Genomic DNA, 22,122 nt, shown 5'->3' with positions numbered 1-22,122 from the left:
TAGAAATAATGAAAGATTTTAAAAACGATCAAATATATCTGGATTATGCAGCATCCGCGCCGGTACGAAGTGAAGTATTGACGCAAATTAATGATTCATTGGAACATTTTGCGAACCCATCTTCGATACACAAAAAGGGAGTTGAAGCCAGATCAAGAATAGCCAAAGCGAGAAAAGAGACCGCTCATGTTTTGGCGTACTTCCGGAAGAAATAACTTTTACTTCAGGTTCTACAGAGTCATTGAATATTGCAATTCAAGGTACCGTAAAAAAAGCAAAAGAATTATTCGAAACTCCTCATGTGGTAACCAGCAGTATTGAACATCCTGCAATTCTAGAAACTCTGAGGGCGTTAGAGATAGAGGGTGTTGAGGTTACTTATCTCACCCCAAATGAAAAAGGAGTAATTGATAATAAAGAATTTAAAGACTCTCTAAGAAAGGAGACTTGTCTAGCTGTGTTTTCATACGTCAACAGCGAGATCGGAAATATTTTACCGGTAGAAGAACTTGTTAGATCGTTGCGACATTTCAGACGACACGAAACAGGAGAAAAGTATCCATATTTTCTTTTGGACGTAACGCAGGCGGCAACCTGTTTTGATCTTAATGTGCAGAAATTGGGTGTTGATCTATTGGTTTTGGACGGATCAAAAGTAGGAGGATTAAAGGGTTCAGGCTTACTTTTTGTTAAAGAGGGCGTTGAAATACATCCGTTGCTATATGGAGGAGGCCAAGAAGAAGGACTCCGTCCCGGCACTGAGAATATACTGGCGATCGAGAGCTTGCGGATAGCGCTTTCAATCGCGCAAGAAAAAGTAGAAGAAGAGAGCGAGCGCCTGGGTGAGATCTCACGATTTTTTTGTCGAAGAATTAACAAAAGAGATCAGCCAAGCGAGCATAAACGGAAATACAGACAATATGACTCCGCACATTGTAAATGTGTGCTTCAAAGGAGCTGATGCAGAATGGCTTGTCTTATCTCTCGATGCTAAGGGAATTTTTGTTTCCAGAGGAAGTGCCTGTCGAAGCAGAAAGGGTAATGAGTCAGAAGTATTGCGCGTTATAAAGGAAGAATGTGCGGAGAGCTCCGTGAGGTTTTCATTTGGATTCAATACAGAGAAAGAAAGAAGTGGAAAAAACCGTAGAAGTTTTAAAAGAAATACTTTCTTAGGTCTTTAAAAACGCAAAATAGATCGAGTTCAATTCAAGTTTTTACTTTTCGTGTCTCTTGTTATAATGAGAGATAAGAACAGAGGTGTAAGCACACAGCGAGCTCTAACGTCTGTCTAATCTGAAGGCAAAGAAACAGAAGCGGAAAAGCGGCGATCGTTTTGACAAAATCAGAAAACGTTGTATATTGCAGACTCACCATTAAAAAATAATCTTGTCTTTTAAGACGAACATATTACTTGAAACTAACTACTAATTCACATGGCACCATTCAATAACTTCACATCCAAAGCCCGTGAAGCAATAAGAAAAGCCCATGAGCTCGCGGTTGAGCGGGGTCAGAATCACGTGAACCCGCTGCACTTGCTCGCGGCTCTTATTCTTCAAGAAGAAAGTTCGGTTTTCTCAATACTCGAGAAACTGGAGGTGGATACTATACTTCTTACCGACAATATTCTGGATATGCTCGAAGATACGCAGAGCAATTCCACGCTTTCTCCTTCATATCAGATTTACTTAACACCGGAGCTTGCCCAAGTCCTTGAGTCGTCTGGAAAGACCGCGCAAGACCTCGACGATGAATTTATATCAACCGAGCACTTGTTGATAGCTTGTCTCGAAATTCCTAGCAAGGCTCGCGAAACACTTGAGCGTTTTAAGATATCAAAGGACGATATTCTTTCGATCTTGAAGCAGTTACGTGAAGGCAAGATCTCGGATGTAGACAACTCTCCGAAGAATCGCTCCATCCAAAAGTACACTCGATCACTAACACAATTAGCAAAGGAGAATAAGCTGGATCCGGTCATTGGACGCGACAATGAAATCCACCGCTTGATACAGATATTGTCTCGACGTAATAAAAACAACCCCATCCTTATAGGAGAAGCGGGGGTTGGAAAAACGGCTATTGTTGAAGGGTTGGCCAATCGCGTGGCAGCGGGTGACGTGCCAGAGTCACTAAAGGGAAAAGATCTCGTCTCGCTTGACATTGGCTCCCTCATAGCCGGTACAAAGTACCGTGGCGAGTTTGAAGATCGTCTGAAGAAAATAATGAAAGAGATCGAGAAAGCGGAAGGCCAAGTTATTCTCTTTGTCGACGAAATTCACACCATAGTCGGGGCAGGAGCGGCTGAAGGATCTATGGATGCATCGAACATGCTAAAGCCAGCTCTTGCGCGTGGAGATCTACGTGCAATTGGCGCGACTACATTAAAGGAATATCAAAAATACATCGAGAAAGATCCTGCTCTTACTCGTAGGTTCCAACCAATATACGTAAACGAACCTTCTGTGGAGGACGCGACGGCTATCTTGCGCGGACTAAAAGAAAAATATGAGCTCTACCACGGTGTAAAGATTACCGACGGAGCTATTGTCGCGGCTGTTGATCTATCAAGTCGCTATATCACGGATCGGTTCTTGCCGGATAAGGCAATAGATCTGATCGATGAAGCGTCCAGTCAGCTGAAGATATCGCTCGAGAATAAGCCGGAGTTGTTGGAAGAGACACATCAGAAGATAATGCGTCTCGAGGTAGAGAAGGAGGCATTAAAGAATGAGCTCGAAGACAATAGCAAGAAACGCGGACTCAAGAAACGCATTAAAGAAATAGATAAAAACATTGCTGATCTTCGAGAAGAGACCTCCGAGCTTGAGCTTAAGTGGAAAAATGAAAAGAATGTTCTTACCGACATTAAACGTCTGAAGAAAGAATTTGAAGAACGTCGGCTCGAGGCCGAAGACGCTGAAGCTCGCGCTGACCTTTCAAAGGCCGCCGAGATCCGTTACGTAGAAATACCTTCAATTGAAAAAGAGCTCGATACTAAAAACAAGAAGCTCAAAAAACTTCAGAGGTCTCGCAAAGTTCTAAACGAAGAAGTGAAAGAAGAAGACGTGGCTTCGGTGGTATCTCGTTGGACTGGAGTACCGGTTAACCGGATGCTTGAAGAAGAATCCAGAAAATTGGCCCGAATTGAAAAAGAGCTCAAAAGTCGGGTCAAGGGACAGGATCAGGCAATTGAGAAAATATCGGATGCCATTAAGCGTTCCCGAGTAGGAATTGCTGACCCTAACAGGCCGATCGGATCGTTTATGTTCTTGGGTCCAACCGGAGTAGGTAAAACTGAGCTAACCAAAGCTTTGGCTGAGTTTATGTTCAACGATGAGAACGCGTTGATACGAGTAGATATGTCCGAGTACATGGAAAAACACGCGGTTTCAAAAATGATCGGAGCTCCGGCTGGTTATGTTGGATATGACGAAGGTGGACAGCTCACTGAAAAGGTGCGCCACCGCCCATATTCGGTGATTCTATTTGACGAGATAGAGAAGGCGCACCCGGAAGTATTTAATATACTTCTACAGGTGTTGGACAATGGACATTTGACCGATGCCAAAGGAAGGAAAGTAAACTTCAAGAATACGATCATTATTCTCACTTCTAACGTGGGATCAAAACACATTCAACAGATGGAGAAGATCGGGTTTACTCATCCGGAAATGGACGATATCACTCGTTACGACGAGGCCAAGAGCAACGTTATGAAAGCGCTAAAAGATCATTTCTCGCCAGAATTCTTGAATCGTCTGGACGATGTAGTTATCTTCAATATTCTAGAAAAAGAGGTTATCAAGAATATTGTCAAAATACAGGTAGATGTGGTTAGGAAAAGATTGGCGGATAGAGGAATTACTCTGAAACTTACCGAGACGGCTCTGGAATACCTCGCAGACAAAGGCTACGATCCTACTTATGGAGCTCGACCTTTGAAACGGTTGATCCAGTCGAACATATTGACCCCAATAGCCAACCGAATGATCGGAGATGGTCTGGGTGAGGGCGCCACAGTTACTGTAGGCGTGAAGAAAGACGAGCTTACTTTTGAAGTAAGCAAGCGCTCTCGTAAACAAAGAGCTAAAAGCAATTCAAAAGAAAAAGTTGCCGCGTAGTTTCAAAAACTCTAACTTTGAAAAGCGGTGACTCTGTGATATATTTTTCTGGAGCTCGTAATTATATTGATTACGCGGTCCAGAAAATGCGTCGGTGGCGGAGTGGTCAATCGCAACAGACTGTAAATCTGTCGCCCTATGGGCTACGCAGGTTCGAATCCTGCCCGGCGCACAAAATAAAAACCCCATTTGTTGGGGTTTTTATTTTGTGGCCGAGAAAGCGAAGCTTTCGGGCAGGATTCGAAAACCTTGAGTATATCGCACGGAACAAAGTGAGTACGATACGAAAGGTGTACAGCTCCTGTAAGGAGAGAATCCCAAAACAAACTGCTTTGCTCGTGTCAGAATTCGAATAGCTATCTTTGTTTTACTTCTCTGTCATTGTACATTTTGGGGATCATCATTGAAGGATCCCAGTTTTCTTTTAGACCTTCTAATCCTATAGACTGATACTTACCGTCTTTAGTATAATCGTCACCGCGTATTTCTCCGGTTTCAAAAAATATGATCTGGGCGACTCTTCTTCCGACTACTAGAGGTATAGAGTAAAACTTGGAGTTATTTGTTATCTCCATGGTCCAGCGATTCACGTATCCCACGTCTCCCCAGCCAGCGCACTTACAAACTTCTATAAAATTACGACCCAAGCTGGATCGCGCCTTCATCATCGTGGTTATGTGTTTCTTACCGCCGATAAATTCGTTTGTGTGAGCTAATATAGTTTCTCCCGGATCCAGCACTATTACCTTATCGTCCGGCTCTATCCCCTCAAATTCGAATTTGTAATGCTTGAATGTTTCTTTTGCCGGTTGTGCTTGGCTCGGCTCTTTACCCCAAATTTTCTCCACGTGTGCTTCGTCATAGGGGTTATATATATTTTGGAACCGGCCTGGTGATTTTTCAAAGAAAAAATATTCTCCAAGCGTTACATCATAACTTGAAGTAGAAATATTTTCTTCTATAAACGGTTCGATCACTATATCTCCTTTTTCTTTTTGTTCTAAAATTTGTTTGTCTGAAAGCGCCATAATTTAATAGTTAAAGACTGCTTGATATGTATGCAGTTTAGCATATTGACGAGAGTGAAGTTTGGGAAAAAGCACAATATCGTTACATTGACTAATTCTTAGTGATTTATTATAGTACCTAGCGTTATATTCAAATCTAAAACTATGTCACAGGATCAATTAATCAAACTAAAATCAACCGAGTCGGACTACGTATACTATTCTCGTAAGAATAAGAAGCTCGTAACTCGGAAGATCGAACTAAAAAAATACGACCCTAACGTGCGAAAACACGTGCTTTTCAAAGAGTCTAAGAAATAGTTTACTAAAAGCTACTTGTCCACGAGTGGCTTTTATTTTGTTTTTCAAAATTTTTGTGTACTATTTGTCGGTAGGGGTCTATCGGTTAATTGGCAAACCACTGGTCTCCAAAACCAGGACTGCAGGTTCGAGTCCTGCTGGACCCGCAACGAACAGCGTGAGTGAAGGGAGCGAGAAAGCGAACAATTTCGCTTTCGCCAGGACGAGAAAAGATCGAGTTAATCGCGCGCAGCTTTGCGAGCACGATACGAGATCTGTACCGAATCTGTAAGATTCGAGTCCCGGCTCGGACCCGCAACGAACAGCGTGAGTGAAGGGAGCGAGAAAGCGAACAATTATAGCAGATCATAAATTGACAAAACCCTAAATTGTTAGTATTTTTTGTTTTGAAGCTCTTTACAGAAAGGAGGAAATAGTCATACAAATATTCGCCCTATAACTAGAAATTTCTTGAAAGGAGAAGACGGTGAAAAAGTTTTGTTTTGCGCTTTTCCTACTCTTCGTTATCCCTATTGCGCAGGCACAAGATTCGGAGCCGCCTATCGGGGCGGCACATCCAGCACCCGAAGTATTCACCGATATGGAATCGGTGGTCGATTGGGCGCGCGAAGCGCTTAACCGAGCGGTTGAGTGCAACGTCATTGTCGGCGACGAAGGTACGTTTACAATTCGCGGTCGGGATAGCCTGACGCGTAACGAGGCGTTTGTCGTCATTGCTCGCATTCTGGAATCAGAATGCTTGCCACAAACCGAAGGCCCGCAAGGTCCTCGGGGTCCTGAGGGAGAAAGCGGTGAAGCAGGCCCACAAGGCCCCGCCGGTCCGCAAGGCCCCGAAGGGGAGCCCGGACGCGGAATAGAGAGTGTTTACCTCGATGAAGAGGGCAACCTCTCGATTACGTACACGGACGGTGAGATGCGAGAGCTTGGTAATATCCGAGGTCCTCGCGGCGAAGTCGGACCACAGGGCCCGCAAGGCGAAGACGGAGAACAAGGTCTGGCTGGCCCTATGGGTCTGCCGGGCGAGCAAGGTGACATTGGTCCCCGTGGAGAACAAGGTCTGGAAGGTTCGCAAGGCGAGCCCGGTCCTCGCGGTGAAGCAGGTTCACAAGGACCTGCCGGTCCGCAAGGCGAAACTGGAGAACAAGGACCAGAAGGCCCACGTGGACCAGCGGGTGAAGATGGCGTAACGGAGGTGGTGTATACCACCCCTGATCGTCCGTCTACCACATACGTTGGTGCTTCCGTTGGCGGAATTTCTCCACTTGCGCTAAACCTTCACGTTGGAGATACTGGCTTGCTTTCGTCGAGCGAAGAAGGGCTTGGCGTGCGCGGTCACTTGTCTCTGAACAGAGCCGGCGGAGTAGAAGCCATGATGTTTGGCGTCGGAGTTGATGTGCTGTTCTGGCCCTATGTGGCAGGTAGTGCCAACCCCTACGCAGGTGGCGGATTGTTCTACCAGTTCGGTGCGCAGGAAGGCTCGTTTGACGAGCCTCGCAACGGTTTTGCGGGAGTGATGTTTGCCGGCTTGGAGTTTGAAGCGACCGAAGTTTTCCGTCCCTTTACTGAGATCGGTTTGAGTAATCAATTCGATACGATCACCGATCCCAGGGAGACGGATCTCGAATTGGGCGTTGGTGTAAATGTCCACTTCTAGAAAGGGGAGGCCAGTGAAAAAGCTTTACATACTTTCAGCGGTCTTTCTAGCGTTACTGCTGGCGGCTTGTAGTCGTCCGATGCCTGTTAATACTCTTGAAGTAGAGTATTCTGCGCCGGACGGCGCCACTGGGATCGAGCTTGCGCTTCTGGATGAATCCGGAAACGTAATTGAGCCGGTCGAAGACCATGGCTCACAGCTTACCTACGAGCTCACACCCGGAACCACACGGACGCGTGTGACAGTAGCAGAGCAGGCAAGAGCTGTCGGCGTTTCCAGCTGGACTGGCGATTGTCTGCCCGATGGTACGTATACGTTTACATACGAAACGTATAACTACCTTAACAGTCAAGCGCACTGTGTCGTAGACGTTCTGGTTATCCCTCGCGACGGTGAGGATGGCGAAGACGGTGAGGATGGCGAAGACGGCAGAGATGGTGTCGACGGCGAGGACGGTGAAGATGGCAGAGACGGTCGAGATGGTGCCGACGGTGAGGACGGCGAAGACGGACTCAGCGTTCTGTTTAACGTCATTTTTGAATCAGATGGCGTTACAGTAGAGCTTGGTCTCGACACTAACCGCAACGGCGAGCTCGATGATTCGGAGGTAACAGAAACCATCTTTATTCCGTTCCCCGAAGACGGTGAAGACGGTGAAGATGGTGCCGATGGCGAAGACGGTGAAGATGGGCATACAGCTTTAATTGACACCACGCCCATCGAAGAATCACAAGAATGTCCGAATGGAGGTACGCGAGTAAGCGTTGGCCTGGATACTGACCGTGATACGGTTCTGGACGAAAGCGAAGTAACTGATGTTACTTACGTTTGCGACGGAGTCGACGGTGAAGACGGTCGGGACGGCGAAGACGGTGAAGATGGCGAAGATGGTGAGGACGGTCAGGACGGCGAAGACGGATACAATAGTCTAGTCGACGTCGTAGAGATCCATCCTGGCGACATCTGTCGCAACGGTGGCGTACTCTTCGAGACCGGTCTCGACACCAACCGCAACGGCGAGCTTGAAGAAAGCGAAGTCGAGCAAAGTGTGCGCTTCTGCCGTCCCAGCGATGGCGAAGACGGTCAGGACGGCGAAGACGGTGAAGATGGCGAAGACGGTTACAACGTACTTGTTGACGTTGAGTTCGGAGAAGAGGGTGTAACTCTCTACTTTGGCCTCGACTCCAATCGCAACGATACGCTCGAAGAGTCTGAAGTCACCGAAACAGTTTTCATTGGTTACCCGGAAGACGGAGAAGATGGCGAGGACGGCGAAGATGGATTCACTACTCTCGTCGACACTACAAGCGTTTCTTCGGGAGAGAACTGTGAAAACGGTGGTGTTAGGGTTGAAGTTGGTCTTGACAACAACCGCAACGGCATCCTCGACAACTCCGAAGTAACAGGTACTTGGTACGTTTGCGACGGAGCCGACGGTGAAGACGGTCAGGATGGCGAAGACGGAGAAGATGGCCAGGATGGCAAAGACGGTGAGACGCTAGTATGCGTTGATCCCACGAGTGCTGATGATGCTACCGGTCTCACCGGTACTATCACCGAGCTTCCCGATGGCAGTCTTGAGTTCACTGTCACCAACACATCAGAAGAAGATTGCTACAACTTCGGTTGGGCGATCTACTACAAGCACGATCAGTCTGGTGCTCTCGATCATCAGGAGCCTTCAACCTCCTGGACCGGAGAGATTGCTCCAGCGGACGAAAATGGTCCGGCTGAGATGACGATCATCGGGTACCCACCGTGTGATGTGTCTGAACAACAGGGCAATAACCACGGTTGGCAGGCAGACCTGTTTGTCGGACACACCATTATCCATCACTTTGATGGTGAGGTGCGATACGGCAATAGGAAACTCGACTACTTACACGGCTGGACACTGTGTGACTAACCGTCTTCCTTTAGTTTTTTGATAAGGAGGTGATGAAACCTCTAGCCCCGCGGTATATATACCGCGGGGCTTTTTACGTTAAAAATTTGCGCACCTCCTCTTGGATTTGATCGTTTTCTTCCGGAGTGAACCACTTGATTCTATTATCGCGCCGGAACCAACGTAGTTGACGTACTGAATATTGGTATATTTCTGTTTCTAGCTTCTCCTTCATTTCTTCGTATGTCATTTCGTTTTGCAGGTATTTTGCCAAGTAGCGATACTCTAATCCCAGTTCATCCATTCGTTTGTACGATATGCCATTGCTGTGAATTTTTTTGGCTTCTTCGACCATTCCTATCTCTAGGCGCGATTCCAATCTATTTTTTATACGGTTTTTCAGCTTCTCGCGTGGCAGGTACAGACCGATCTGAAGAGCATTGTATTTAGGATCACTTTCGAGTGGCGGCACTTTTCCAATAGATTCTGCTATTTCAATGGCGCGTATAATTCGGCGTGGGTTATTTCTATCTATCGTATTCGCGCGATCTTCGTCTTTGGACATTAGTATTGCAAAAAGCTTTTCCGGACTTTTATCTTGAAGTTTATCTCGCAGTTCGTAGTTAGGAGGGACGTTTGGATATGAAATATTATCTACTATAGCTTCTATATACTGACCAGTGCCTCCGCAAATGATCGGCAGTCTGTCCTTGGATAGAACTTCGGATATGATCTTTTCGGTGTTATTTTTCCACTCTGCTACAGTGTATTGCTCTCTGGGGTCGGCTATATCGATCATATAATGGGTCACTTCCTTTTTCTCTCCCTCGGTTATCTTCCCGGTTCCAATGTCTAGTCCTTTGTAGATCTGACGAGAATCGGCGGAAATTACTTCGCCATTAAATTCAAGAGCCAGGTTCACTGCCAAGTTACTTTTCCCTACGGCCGTAGGTCCAACGATAGCCAAAATCTTATCTTTCATAAATTAAATGCATGTTTATACGAGAAATAGTAGCAAATAAATGCTTCAATCTATAGATTGAAGCATTTATTTGCGCCCAATTCCGGTTCAACTCACCGTCTTTCGCTTCTCTCACACGGGCAAAGCAGTTTGCCCGCTCTCCGCCTCAACTCACTTTGCTCTGGTGCCGGAGGGGAGAATCGGTCACAAGTTCTGCCTTCGGCAGCCTCGCGACCCCGACTCGAATTGCTCCGCTTCGCTCGCAATATACTCCGTCTTTCGCTTCTCTCACACGGGCAAAGCAGTTTGCCCGCTCTCCGCCTCAACTCACTCTGTTCGTAGTGCCGGAGGGGAGAATCGGTCACAAGTTCTGCCTTCGGCAGCCTCGCGACCCCGACTCGAATTGCTCCGCTTCGCTCGCAATATACTCCGTCTTTCGCTTCTCTCACACGGGCAAAGCAGTTTGCCCGCTCTCCGCCTCAACTCACTCTGTTCGTAGTGCCGGAGGGGAGAATCGAACTCCCACTCCCGAAGGAACACGATTTTGAGTCGTGCGCGTCTACCAATTCCGCCACTCCGGCATCTTTCTCTAAAAGTCTATAATTTATGTCTTCTTAAATCAATGTTTCATAATAAAGAGGCCGCTTGTGCGGCCTCTGGCTTCTGCGAAGAAAGGAACTATCTAGGATCGTGGAATCGGACGTTCTATACCCCGAACTTATTGCAAATGCGGCTGTGTCCAATGATGGGCTCTTGCCACCCTTGGTGGTAGAGTATTGGCTCAGACCGATCTTCCTTCCAAAAACAAATGTTAAGGTCTTTGCTCCTTAGGTCCTCTACTAGATCTCGGACTTCCTCAGTGTCTCTTCCGCATAGGGTGAATAACTCTCCTTCTATACTCATATTTTCACTCCTCTCCTTTGACCTCCATTTCAAATAAAACAAAGAGTGTTTATAAAGTCAAATACTTGTGTGTGATATACTGTGCTAAATAACGAACAATACAGGCAATGTCATATTTTCAAGGGAACTCAATTTTTTGGATCGAAGTCGGAAAAATAAAAACCAATCCACATCAACCCAGAAAGGAATTTGATGAGGAAAAGCTGCAGAGCCTATCTGAATCGGTGCGACAGTATGGTGTTTTGCAGCCGCTCGTGGTAACGCGAAGCGAAGTAGAGAAGTCTGATGGGGGCATATCTACCGAGTATGAACTTATCGCCGGTGAAAGACGTTTGCGCGCAGCTAGAATGGCGAACCTGGGCCAAGTGCCGGTGATAATCAAAAGCGGCGAAGAAGATTCTCTTCTCAAGCTTGAGCTGGCGATCATAGAAAATATTCAACGAGAAGATCTTAACCCGATCGATCGAGCAGTAGCTTTCAACCGATTAGTAGAAGAGTTTAAACTCAAGCACAGTGAGGTTGGAAAGAAAGTTGGAAAGTCGCGTGAGTACGTATCAAACACTCTCAGATTATTGACCTTGCCTGAAGAGATCAGAGAGGCGGTTGCCGGTAGCAAAATATCGGAAGGGCACGCCCGTACACTAATGATGCTTAGTGACAAGCCAGATGAATTAGCCACCGTCTTTAAAGAGGTTGTGTACAAAAATCTCAGTGTTCGCGAAACTGAATCAATAGCTCGCAGAATAGCGCACGATAAAGTGCGCAAAAAGGATCGCAGAGTAGACCCAGAGCTTGTAGAGCTAGAAGGTAAACTTTCAGAATCGCTCGGTACGCGAGTGCAAATTGAATCTCGCGAAAACGGTGGCAAAATAATGATAGACTTTTTCTCTCCCGAGGATGTAAAAAATATAATCACTTTACTATCTTCTTCGGCGCAAAATTCCGCTGAAAAGTACGATATGCTAAGCCGCTTTATTAATTCTCAACAAGCGTCACAACCCGAAACTAAAGAAGAGCCAGAAGAAACTGGAACCGAAGAGTCGCGTGAAGAAAACATATACTCTGAACCACAGTCGTTTGAGAAAAGCAATGAATCTGACGAGGAAGTGAAACAAACGGAAAGCGGTTCCGAAGAAGAAGCGAATAAAACACCCCAATACGATTGGAGTTCTTACTTGAATACACGAGAGGAAAAAAGGGAAGACACAGCCCCTGCCGCGGATATCCCGACCTACGGAGCAGAAGTTAGTCATGGCGAGGAGGAAAGCGAAAGTACAGAAGAAGAACCGGATCTAACACAAGAAAGTGATTCCGAAGATAAAAAGGAAGATGATAACGACGACGAGCTATATTCGATCTCCAATTTTAATATATAGTTTATTTACTTTCTCCTTTTTGCAAGAAAAGCTTTATGTGACGCTTAGCTAGGGCGGTCTTTACGAAGTCAAGCCACTTACGATTGGGTTGCGCGGATTTTTTGGTCGTTATTTCTACTATGTCGCCGTTTTGTAGGGGTGTGGAAAGTGACGACATCTTGCCGTTTACCTTGGCGCTACTCATATGATCTCCTATATCTGAGTGTATGGAATAAGCAAAGTCTACGGGTGTTGAATCTTTAGGAAGATCGACCACTTCTCCTTTTGGAGTAAACACAAAAATTCTGTGTTTCATAAAGTCACTCTTGAGGTTGTCTAAAAATTCATATCCGTAAGCTTCTTCCTGATACTCATTTAATTCTTTGACCCAGCTAGGAACATCGCGCGTCCATTCTTCGGTTTCGGTTTTTTCACGAGAATAACTGCGTGGTAGCAGTTGGCGTAGCCACAATAAGTTCGGATTGACGGCATTTCCTCTGAATCCCTGTTTGTAAGACAGGTGGCTTGCGATTCCAAATTCTGCTTCTCGGTGCATCTCTTCGGTGCGTATCTGCATTTCCACAATACCGCCATCGCCGGTAAATATATCGGTATGTATGGATTGGTATCCGTTGGGCTTTTCAAAAGCAATATAATCCTTTACGCGCCCTGGCAAGGGTCTCCAAGTGCCATGAATGATCCCGAGTACGGCATAACAATCCGCTACGGTTGGTACTATTACTCGTATAGCCGCCAGATCGTGAATTCTTTCTACGTCCATATCTTTGCGGATGAGTTTCTTATACAAACTGTAGACCCCTTTGGTTCTAAATTCGGTTTTAGCGTTACGGTAACCGTTTTCGGCCAATTTTTTCTTTAAAAGCTTATACACTTTTTGAACGTAGGCGTTTGCGTCTTTCTCTCGTTCTTGGAGTATTTTCTGGGTTTTCTCAGCTTCCTCGGGATATACATAAGGAAAAGCCAGATCCTCAAGCTCTTTTGTTAATTTACGTATTCCCAGTCTGTAGGCCAGTGGAGCGTATATCTCGAGCGTTTCCTGAGCTATTCTTTTGCGTTTGTGTTCTGGTACGTGTTCAAGTGTGTGCATATTGTGTAGACGGTCAGCTAGTTTTATTATGACCACCCTAATATCTTTTGAAGTAGCTATAAAAAACTTGCGCAGACTTTCGGCATGGCGAGTGAGGCCTTGAAACCGGAGCTTACCCAGCTTTGTTACTCCGTCTACTAGAAAAACGATCTCAGCCCCGAACTCTTCCTTTAGCTCTTCCTCACTAACATCGGAATCTTCCATAACATCATGCAAAATACCTGCTGCCACAGTAACCGCGCTCATATTGATACTTGCGAGAATTTTTGCTGTTTCAAAGGAGTGTATAAAATATGGCTCTCCCGAGTATCGTTCTTGTCCCTCGTGGGCTTTTTCTGAAAAAGCAAAAGCGCGTCGGACCAATTCCTCGTCCTCTTTGCTCATATTGTTCGGCATCTCGTGTAATAGTTCTTTTACTTTAGGCATATTTTCATTCTAAAGACGTTATTCTCAAATAGCAATTTGAATCTTTACAGTACCACAAAAATATTGACAAATCAATATTTTATGATATAAATATCCGCGGAACTTCGGTTAAGCGAGAGAGGAGCAAGTAACGACGGCTACTCAAAACGAACTCAACCTAAGTCTTTCAAAATCCCAAGGAGGGAAAAATGAAAAAGATCGGTTTGCTATTGGTGCCGTTTGTATTGCTGTTTCTTGGGGCTTGTACTCAACTGAATCAGCAACCAAAAGACGGCAACAGCGGTGAAAACGCTGTAACCCCCCAAGCCTTCCTAGTCGCAGTTGATAATTCTACTTATCAGGACAACCAAGACCGTACCTGGAGCTGGGCTGATGCTCGCTCTAGGGCTGACGTGGACATCGGTGAAGAACTTACCATTGTCTATGGATACGTTCGCGGTACTTATCGGGTTGAGCTTGGTGAGTGGAATACGACCGATACGGATGTGAGCGATCTCCCGGTTGTGCATACGCACAACTTCGGAGACCAAGAGTCCGTAGAAACGTTCAATTGGACGCCGCAAAGGTCGGGAGAGTACCATTTTGTGCTCTACCTGAGCGACAAGTCAGGCAACAACAGATCCGGCTCGCCGATTGAGATCGTTGTTAACGTTGGAAGTCAAGACGACGATAATGGCGATAACGACAGCGATAAGGATACCGACGGCGGTAACGATGACAGTGGCGATGACGACGGCGACGATGGAAACAGTGACCACGGCGGAGACGACAACGACGACCATAACGATGATGAGGACAATGATACCGGGAACAATGACCCCAACCTCATCGATTACTTGAACGTGACCGACTCTGATGGAAGTCACGTTCGTGACAACGACGATGTCGATGTCGACGACGGCAAGGGCTTCTCGGTCAATTGGGGAGCTGTCTCTTCGGCGGATGACGCCGAACTGACCATCCGTGTTGACGGTCACAGGATCTACTCGTCCACCCGCGAGTCTCATTCCAAGTACATCTCGTTCTCAGACTACGATGACGGTGAAGTTGTTGTGCGTCTGGAAGTTGAACGCGATGACGACAGGGATGTTGAGACCATCAGGTTTGACTTGGTGGGGGGAAGTGATCCTTCAAATGGATCCGGTCGGATCGATTTTGACGTTCGCGTGACCGGAGGCGACCTCGAACCGGAAGATTTTCCGCTAGAGCTAGAAGCCTCAGATGGCGCGTACGTTGATACCTACCGTGACGGTGATCGAGCTAGGGTAAATGAAGGTCGTTATTACATTAACGCTCCTTCCAACCTTGGCTACGACCTCGACAGGGTCAGGCAAGACTGCACCAAGGTCAATGACTTCCGTATCCGCGTTAATGTGGATGAAGGAGAGACCGTTGACTGCGTCTTGTACTTTGAGTTTGAGGATCACGATTCTGATCCCAACCTCATCGATTACTTGAACGTGACCGACTCTGATGGAAGTCACGTTCGTGACAACGACGATGTCGATGTCGACGACGGCAAGGGCTTCTCGGTCAATTGGGGAGCTGTCTCTTCGGCGGATGACGCCGAACTGACCATCCGTGTTGACGATCTCGAGATCTACTCATCCACCCGCGAGTCTCATTCCAAGTACATCTCGTTCTCAGACTACGATGACGGTGAAGTTGTTGTGCGTCTGGAAGTTGAACGCGATGACGACAGGGATGTTGAGACCATCAGGTTTGACTTGGTGGGGGGAGAGAGTGGCTCCAGCTTAGGTAATTACGTTTTTGAGATTGATCGTGCCGTTTCCTTTACTGTCTACGAACGATCAAGCGGAGAATTGATCTCTCGCGACATCGAAGACGGTGAAAAGGTTTTTGTGGAAGAAAACAATTATCGGGCGGTGCTCGACGACAACCAAGACTTTGTTGTCGATTCAGTTACCGGCGATAATTGCACAAAAACCACCGATGCCATTGTTGACCTTAGAGTCGACGACGGAGAAGAAACACGTTGTGTGATTGACGTAGAACCTCGCTAACCTAGTTCCTTGATCATTGAGCCCCTGCTGGTAAAACGGCAGGGGTTTTTCTATTGACATAAGTAAAATAAATGGTATAGTTACAAAACCTAGAAATATGAAAAAATTTTGGGACAAAAATCTATATAGAATACTTTTTTTGATACAGATCATACTTGCTGTAGATATTTTGCTATTCACTTTTATACTACTTTCTTCTTCAGAGATAATAACGATACTTAGCTACCTAACTATTGGTGTGTTTTTTGTTGGTAGTTTTCTATACCTTCGCAGGGTATATTTTATGAATGATTATAAATCCAAGTTGAAAAAGCAGGTCTACTCAATGCGAGACATTATATCTGTTTCTGCAATGAAAGGTCGTGATATCCCTAAAATTGCAGTTTTCGTTCCCGCTCGTAATGAAGGCCGTGTTATAGAAAACACTATTAGACGGCTTACTGAATTGGATTACCCAAAAGACGCATATAAGATCTACGTCATTGTTGATGAACGTGAAAAGTACGATGACGTTGATCGCACAACAAAAGAAGTCGCTAAAGAAACTATACTTGACTTGCAGAAAAATTATCCGGCGGGGTTTGTAAACTGCGTTGAGGTTCCGGAGTGGTATTCTGGCACCTTTGGAGATTTCACAAAAACTTATGCTCACTCTACAAAGGGTCGCGCGTTAAACTATTGTCTCGAGTATATTCGCTACACCGGAGATGACGAAGATATAGAGATGATCGGAATTTTGGATGCGGACGGAAGACTAGACGTTGATTCTCTTAAGGAGATCGCTTTTCTGCGAATGATGAAGAATAGTAAGATCTTGCAAGGAATAGTGTTGGGAGTTTCCAATATGAAGAATCTCAACATAGTCGGAATTGGAGCTTTTATCGAAGGTGTCGTACACCACTTGAGCTTTATGACACATCGTCTCATGAGAAAGAACAAGAAGCTTCTTTTCCTAGCTGGTACTAATTACTTTTTTGAAAAAGACCTTCTATTTCACGTTGGTGGTTGGGATGCCGGCTCACTCGTAGAAGACGCCGAGCTTGGTCTGCGGACATATATTCTCACTGGCCATACGGCTGAATGGTACTCATGTCCGGAGATCGAACAGTCGCCGTCTAACTATGCTACTTATTTTAAACAGCGTGAAAGATGGGCACGCGGACACTTTCAGTTGATACCTTACGTTGTTGAATCAGAATTGCCGTGGTACCGAAAGATCCATCTAACTCTAAAAATATACTCAAACGCATATAGCTCAATTTGGCACTTGGGAATGCCTGTAATAGGCTGGTTTCTTATGGTCGTTGGAGCGTATGGAGCACTTAGCATAGGCTTTCAATTTGTAATGTTGTATTTACTTTTTGCCTCGATTACTATATTTGATTTTTACGGTTATACGTATCGTATGTTCAGGGAGTACATAGAACCATATAACGACAAGAAGATGAGCCGTGGGTATCTCCTGAAAATGTCAGTAATACTGTATCTATATACTCCGGTACACTTTGTGGTTCAGGCTATTCCTAGGTTCTATGCGCCTTTCAAATATTATCGTTCTCCGGACACACCGCAGTTATGGTATAAAACCGAGCGAACCGTTGAGGAGTCGGAAAAAGAGGTCTATGTTTCAAGTGTAAATGTAAAAGAAGTAGTCCAACCGTCACTTGCTTAATAAAAGAAAAGTTGTATTACAAAAAGTTAAATGTCAGCTCTTTACAAAGGTTGACATTTTTCTATTACGTGATATAGTATCGCCAGATCTTTGAAAGGGAAGAGAGGGGAGAGAAAAATGAAATCTCGTCCGACGAAGCCAGATAAGTTCCATTCAATCCCACAAGGAGGAAAAATGACTTACGACACTAAGGTACGTTGGACAATTCGTCTGACTCTCGTGTTTGTCGTTCTGGCGATTATCGGCTATATGCCGGCTTTTGCCAACGGACACAGCGCGCAGAGCCAGGAGCACGTGGACAGCGAACAGTCTTTCGATACTGACGCTGACCTGCGTGAGCTCGTCTATGAGTTCATGTGGGACACAAGTAACGTCCGCGATGATGAGTCGTGGGAACAGTGGCTAGATCAGTGGCATAACATCGCAACTGTTCAATACGGTACCAGCGACACCGATACGCTCGAATTCGGTCAGGTGGTCGAAGTTCCGGATCATCCCGCTGATTGGGACTATGTTGATTGGGAAGAAGTTCCCTATGAACAACGTCCTTCGGTGGCGCTTAATCACGCATGCGGGGTGACGACGGGACGTGTTGACCAAGAAAACGACAATGAGCTTAGCTTTGAGACCGGCGAGTATGCGACGCGCGGTGAAGTAGAAAATGTTGCCGCTCGGTTGCTCGGGATCATGCTTGAGATTGTACACCTTGGTGGCACCCATACGAGACCCGGATGTCCGCTTGCCATCGAATCATTTGCAGGAGATCCTGATATGCTTAAGGATCTCATCGAACGGCAGGCAAATCGCGCCGTCGAAAATGCAGAAGTACGGCTTGAGGGTGCGATTGCTGATCTGGAAGACAGTGTCGGCCGTGACATTGACGCGGCCACCGCGGAAGCACTTCGCGCGGATCTCGAGCTTCGTCAAGACTTCCAACTGCAGATTGAAGAAGCTCTTCGAGAGTTTCCTGAAGATTGGGATGAGTGGAGAGACGAGATTGGCTCGTTGTGGATGGCCCATGCAGAGCTTGAACATCGAGTCGATGAAATCAAGCAGGAAGTCTACCAAGATGTAGTTGCATACTGTGAACAGAGTGACGACTGTGAGGGCCCACAAGGTCCCCGAGGACCTCGAGGCTTTCCTGGCGAAGTTGGTCAAGTAGGCCCGCCCGGCCCTGAAGGTCCCCGTGGCCCCGAAGGTCCTCGCGGACCTCAAGGTCCCGCAGGCGACGATGCAAACGTCGATCAGTTCAACGCAATGCTTGATGATCTGCGTGCAGGTCACGATGGGCAGCAAGATCAACTTGACGACCACGAGCGTCGGATCGGCAATAACGAACGTGACATTGCCGACAACACGCGTCGTCTTGATGATCAGCAGGATCAAATCGACGAATTGCGCGAAATGGTACGAGAAGGTCGTGTGGACTCATACGACTTCCCCGACGATGTTCGCGCAGACAGTCCTCTTCGGCAACGGACCTGTGGTGCTGGCGGTACTGGTACCGACAACAACCAGCAGGAGATGACCGTTAATACCCATCGCAATTATACGGGAGACATGTCATTGACTGTCTACACGTATGCGGATGGGGTTCGAATCGTCGACTACGACTTTCCGGACGGTTGGAATACTGGCCCCGAGGCAAGTAATCCAGGTCAGAAGGAGACCAGGTGGTATGAAGAGCGCTTGCCGCTCGATGCAACCTTCTCCGTGACCGTGTCAGATGGCCGAGATGAGTGTCAAGTTACATTCAATGCGTTTCATCGCCCTTCTCAAAACTGATCCCTCAAAGATCTGTAGTACCTTGCGCCGGTTCCTCGGAACCGGCGCTTTTTTTATACTTACGATCAATTGATATATACTACAATTAATATTATGAAAAAGTTTGTTATTGGATTTTTTGTGTTTGGAGTAATTGCGTTTTTAAGCGTGACAGTTTCTCCTTTTGAAGAATCGCTTGAAAAGGCAACCGGAGAAGATGCCAATCCTAACGCAAAGTTAGTTCCCGTTGAGGGAAAGATCTATCACGCCATGTCCCCGGACGCGTTTTCCGGATGGAATAATATATCAGACCCTTCTATTATTTCCGAGCACGAGGACTTGGTAGGGAAAGGTATATCTTGGATTTCGGTTACAAATACTTGGTTCCCCAGAGGGGTCGCAAACGAATGTTTGAATGGACAACGCAACTTCTTTGATCGAGGAATACACTTTCCGAGAAATGATGTAGAGAAAGTGGTTCGTTCGGGCAACATTCCTTCTATAAGGATGTTTCCTTACGATCGCTGCATAACAAGTGACTACGAAAAGTATAAACTAGAGAATTTCATTGACGGGAAATTCGACGAGGAGATTCGTGCGTGGGCGAGAGAGGCAAAGTCGATTCCGTCGCCTTTGCTCGTGACTTTCGGGGTCGAAGTTAATGGTTTTTGGTTTCCGTGGAATTTGCGATACAACGGAGGATTGGAAAAAACCGAATATGGTGATCCCGAATTATACGATGGACACGAAAGATTCCGAGACGCCTATCGACGCATCATAGATATTTTTAGAGACGAAGGGGTGCAAAATGTCACTTGGTTTTACCATGTGAATTGCATTTGGGATTCTGACATAGGTAATCCGGAAGCTTCAGTGGATGGCTACTATCCGGGTGACGACTATATTGATTGGATCGGAGTAAGCTGTTATGGATCACAAAATCCCAAAAACGACTTTTGGTGGGATATGTCGCTCACATTTGACAATGTATATCAACAGATAACGGAATCCAATATGATAAGTGAAGAGAAACCAATCGCACTTATGGAATATGGAGTAACCGAAGACGAGCGTAAGCCTGAATGGATGGAAGATTTCTTTGAGGATATTGTGTCTGGACGTTATCCGAGACTTAAAGCGCTTAGTTGGTGGCAATCAGAATTTTGTGTTGTATATGACGAGACTGAAGATCAAGGGTGTGCCCAGTGGACCGATATACGCGTTAACTCGTCACAAGAAGCACTTGGCGTCTATCGGGACTATATGTCACACGATGTGTTTATTGGAGAGGCAAGGTTTGAAGAGCGATAATCATTGACAATATAAATTAGTATGGTATAGTGTAAATTACTCGTACGAACGAGCAATTTATTCTCATACTATGAATAATCGTGAATATAAAAATTCAACGTACGCGCGGAACAAAGTACTGACTGTTGTCGGTTTGGTTTTTGCGTGGTTTGCACTTACTCCACAAATAACATTTGCATATCTTTCACCTTCGACGCTTTCTCTGATTCTTGCGTCTTCCGGAGGTATTTTTGTAGCGTTCGCGGCCGGTGTCTTTGCCTATGGTTTTTTAATGTTGCGATGGTTTAGACAGCATAAAGCCATTACTGTAGTGATAGCTGTGACGCCTATTCTCGTACTCGGTTGGTTTTCGATTGATGCTTACGGGAATTACAAGGAGCTAAAATCTATCAATTCTTTTGACGAAAGCGTTGTGTACGAAGGTACTAATTGGGACGAATTTGCCGTAGCATACTCAGAAAACAATCCTGCTTTCGAAGTGGATGCGTTCGTAAAGAACAATCGGTTGAGTATAACGAACATGAAGAAACTTACACCTCATATATCTATCGAGGAAGCTCGCGACAACGAATACACTATGCTTGGTACATATTGCAACCCGGTCGCATTATCTGATTCACAAACATCTTGTCTGATCGGGCACTATGTCATGCATGATCCAACAAACGAGGAGGCGATACACGAAGCTATGGAAGAACTAGGCATCAGTAAAAGCGATCCGTTATTGCTTTTTTGTGATTCGGGTGTGCGGTCGTCGATAGCATCACTTGTGCTAGATTATTACGGTTACGACGTTCGCGGACGTACAAACATACGTGATAATACTTCACGTGGTATATTGGAATCGTTCTCGCTGTTTGGTCAAGGTCGCGATCAAGAGCAAGAGACAATTATTCGCGAATTTCACCAAGATCTAGGTGAGAGTATAGTATTTGTTCCCGATCGTCTCTATACAACGCTCAAGCACCACGAGATGCTGCGCGGTCTTGCAAATTCAGGGAAGCTCGATATTTTGTTACTTGAGTCTAAACACTACAGAGATGACCCGGAGGTTAGGCACGACCCTATTCATCTTCCAATCGCGCGTTTCTATGATGAGGCAAACGGTGAGGTAGGAACAGAGAGTTTATATGATATTAAAAATGCTCTGAACGATAAGGAGGTAATCTGCACAACAACCCTGAACTGCCTGACTACTCGTCTCTATCTCGAAAACATTGGTTTACCGCCAGAAGAACTGTACTGTATCCACTGCGAAGATGAAGTTAAAAAAATATAATAAGCCTATGATCACTGAATTTAACGGAGAATTTTTGACAGACGATACGATTGTGTCTGAAGAGCTTTCATTCAAGCGAATTGACGATCCTTCTGTATTGCCGGGACGTATCAGTACGGAAAAAACTGTTTACGTTGTTCCTTCGCTCAGCGCCGATTTCTTTCTTCTGTTTCCTACAGCACGAGCAATTGTAACTACGGCGGGTTCGCCTCTTTCGCACTTGGCGATTCTCGCGCGTGAACACAATATCCCAGTATTTCTTGCCCAAAATGTAGATCTAAATTCCTTGGACTCCGAAGGACGGTGTACATTAATCGCTCAATAATAA

17 protein-coding genes and 3 tRNA genes are annotated in these 22,122 nt (G+C 45.8%); 15 read left to right on the top strand and 5 right to left on the bottom strand.

The window, feature by feature from the left end:
• Window positions 1-8 precede the first annotated feature (8 nt).
• The 4 genes from U5L75_00195 to U5L75_00180 all read left to right on the top strand — a co-directional run bounded on the left by U5L75_00195 (window position 9) and on the right by U5L75_00180 (window position 4,296).
• Complete coding sequence (locus U5L75_00195) at window positions 9-215, top strand: aminotransferase class V-fold PLP-dependent enzyme (protein MDZ7725994.1); 207 nt, start codon at window positions 9-11, stop codon at window positions 213-215.
• A 26-nt stretch (window positions 216-241) separates the two neighbouring features.
• Window positions 242-961, top strand: a complete 720-nt coding sequence (locus U5L75_00190; protein ID MDZ7725993.1) for an aminotransferase class V-fold PLP-dependent enzyme — start codon at window positions 242-244, stop codon at window positions 959-961.
• 472 nt (window positions 962-1,433) lie between these two features.
• Window positions 1,434-4,124, top strand: coding sequence for an AAA family ATPase (locus tag U5L75_00185; protein MDZ7725992.1), 2,691 nt, complete (start codon window positions 1,434-1,436; stop codon window positions 4,122-4,124).
• Between the two features lie 88 nt (window positions 4,125-4,212).
• Window positions 4,213-4,296, top strand: a tRNA-Tyr gene (locus U5L75_00180).
• Between the two features lie 184 nt (window positions 4,297-4,480).
• On the opposite strand, the gene U5L75_00175 is transcribed toward U5L75_00180, so the two are convergent.
• Window positions 4,481-5,152, bottom strand: coding sequence for a deoxycytidine triphosphate deaminase (locus tag U5L75_00175; GenBank protein MDZ7725991.1), 672 nt, complete (start codon window positions 5,150-5,152; stop codon window positions 4,481-4,483).
• A 144-nt stretch (window positions 5,153-5,296) separates the two neighbouring features.
• Between U5L75_00175 and rpmG the strand changes: the two genes are divergently transcribed.
• The 4 genes from rpmG to U5L75_00155 all read left to right on the top strand — a co-directional run bounded on the left by rpmG (window position 5,297) and on the right by U5L75_00155 (window position 9,012).
• Window positions 5,297-5,452 (top strand): 50S ribosomal protein L33, encoded by a 156-nt coding sequence (gene rpmG, locus U5L75_00170; protein MDZ7725990.1) that lies wholly within the window; start codon window positions 5,297-5,299, stop codon window positions 5,450-5,452.
• 74 nt (window positions 5,453-5,526) lie between these two features.
• A tRNA-Trp gene (locus U5L75_00165) sits at window positions 5,527-5,598 on the top strand.
• A 320-nt stretch (window positions 5,599-5,918) separates the two neighbouring features.
• The gene (locus U5L75_00160; protein ID MDZ7725989.1) at window positions 5,919-7,106 is read left to right on the top strand and encodes a hypothetical protein; all 1,188 of its coding nucleotides are present in this window, start codon (window positions 5,919-5,921) and stop codon (window positions 7,104-7,106) included.
• 13 nt (window positions 7,107-7,119) lie between these two features.
• Window positions 7,120-9,012 carry a hypothetical protein gene (locus tag U5L75_00155; protein MDZ7725988.1) on the top strand — a complete coding sequence of 631 codons (1,893 nt, stop codon included), beginning with the start codon at window positions 7,120-7,122 and terminating at the stop codon, window positions 9,010-9,012.
• Window positions 9,013-9,085: 73 nt separating this feature from the next.
• On the opposite strand, the gene miaA is transcribed toward U5L75_00155, so the two are convergent.
• The 3 genes from miaA to U5L75_00140 form a co-directional block, all read right to left on the bottom strand.
• Window positions 9,086-9,973, bottom strand: coding sequence for a tRNA (adenosine(37)-N6)-dimethylallyltransferase MiaA (gene miaA / locus U5L75_00150; protein MDZ7725987.1), 888 nt, complete (start codon window positions 9,971-9,973; stop codon window positions 9,086-9,088).
• A 478-nt stretch (window positions 9,974-10,451) separates the two neighbouring features.
• Window positions 10,452-10,533 (bottom strand) — tRNA-Leu (locus tag U5L75_00145).
• Window positions 10,534-10,657: 124 nt separating this feature from the next.
• Window positions 10,658-10,855 carry a hypothetical protein gene (locus U5L75_00140; GenBank protein MDZ7725986.1) on the bottom strand — a complete coding sequence of 66 codons (198 nt, stop codon included), beginning with the start codon at window positions 10,853-10,855 and terminating at the stop codon, window positions 10,658-10,660.
• Window positions 10,856-10,962: 107 nt separating this feature from the next.
• On the opposite strand from U5L75_00140, the gene U5L75_00135 reads away from it, so the two are divergent.
• Window positions 10,963-12,231, top strand: coding sequence for a ParB/RepB/Spo0J family partition protein (locus U5L75_00135; GenBank protein ID MDZ7725985.1), 1,269 nt, complete (start codon window positions 10,963-10,965; stop codon window positions 12,229-12,231).
• Between the two features lies 1 nt (window position 12,232).
• Here the strand turns inward: U5L75_00135 and U5L75_00130 are convergent, their stop codons facing one another.
• Window positions 12,233-13,744: an HD domain-containing protein gene (locus U5L75_00130; protein MDZ7725984.1), complete on the bottom strand. Its 1,512-nt coding sequence runs from the start codon at window positions 13,742-13,744 to the stop codon at window positions 12,233-12,235.
• A gap of 188 nt (window positions 13,745-13,932) precedes the next feature.
• Between U5L75_00130 and U5L75_00125 the strand changes: the two genes are divergently transcribed.
• The 6 genes from U5L75_00125 to U5L75_00100 all read left to right on the top strand — a co-directional run bounded on the left by U5L75_00125 (window position 13,933) and on the right by U5L75_00100 (window position 22,119).
• Entirely contained in the window at window positions 13,933-15,768 is a 1,836-nt protein-coding gene (locus U5L75_00125; GenBank protein MDZ7725983.1) for a hypothetical protein, read from the top strand.
• Window positions 15,769-15,865: 97 nt separating this feature from the next.
• Complete coding sequence (locus U5L75_00120; GenBank protein ID MDZ7725982.1) at window positions 15,866-17,440, top strand: glycosyltransferase; 1,575 nt, start codon at window positions 15,866-15,868, stop codon at window positions 17,438-17,440.
• A gap of 90 nt (window positions 17,441-17,530) precedes the next feature.
• Window positions 17,531-19,225, top strand: a complete 1,695-nt coding sequence (locus U5L75_00115) for a collagen-like protein (GenBank protein MDZ7725981.1) — start codon at window positions 17,531-17,533, stop codon at window positions 19,223-19,225.
• A gap of 93 nt (window positions 19,226-19,318) precedes the next feature.
• Window positions 19,319-20,515 carry a glycosyl hydrolase gene (locus U5L75_00110; GenBank protein MDZ7725980.1) on the top strand — a complete coding sequence of 399 codons (1,197 nt, stop codon included), beginning with the start codon at window positions 19,319-19,321 and terminating at the stop codon, window positions 20,513-20,515.
• Between the two features lie 70 nt (window positions 20,516-20,585).
• Window positions 20,586-21,794 carry a hypothetical protein gene (locus tag U5L75_00105; protein MDZ7725979.1) on the top strand — a complete coding sequence of 403 codons (1,209 nt, stop codon included), beginning with the start codon at window positions 20,586-20,588 and terminating at the stop codon, window positions 21,792-21,794.
• Between the two features lie 7 nt (window positions 21,795-21,801).
• The gene (locus U5L75_00100) at window positions 21,802-22,119 is read left to right on the top strand and encodes a PEP-utilizing enzyme (protein ID MDZ7725978.1); all 318 of its coding nucleotides are present in this window, start codon (window positions 21,802-21,804) and stop codon (window positions 22,117-22,119) included.
• Window positions 22,120-22,122: the final 3 nt, after the last annotated feature.

It is taken from the genome of Candidatus Campbellbacteria bacterium, from assembly GCA_034521025.1.
Taxonomy (GTDB): domain Bacteria; phylum Patescibacteriota; class Minisyncoccia; order Phycocordibacterales; family JAXHMZ01; genus JAXHMZ01.
This window is presented reverse-complemented; position numbering and strand designations above follow the sequence as displayed.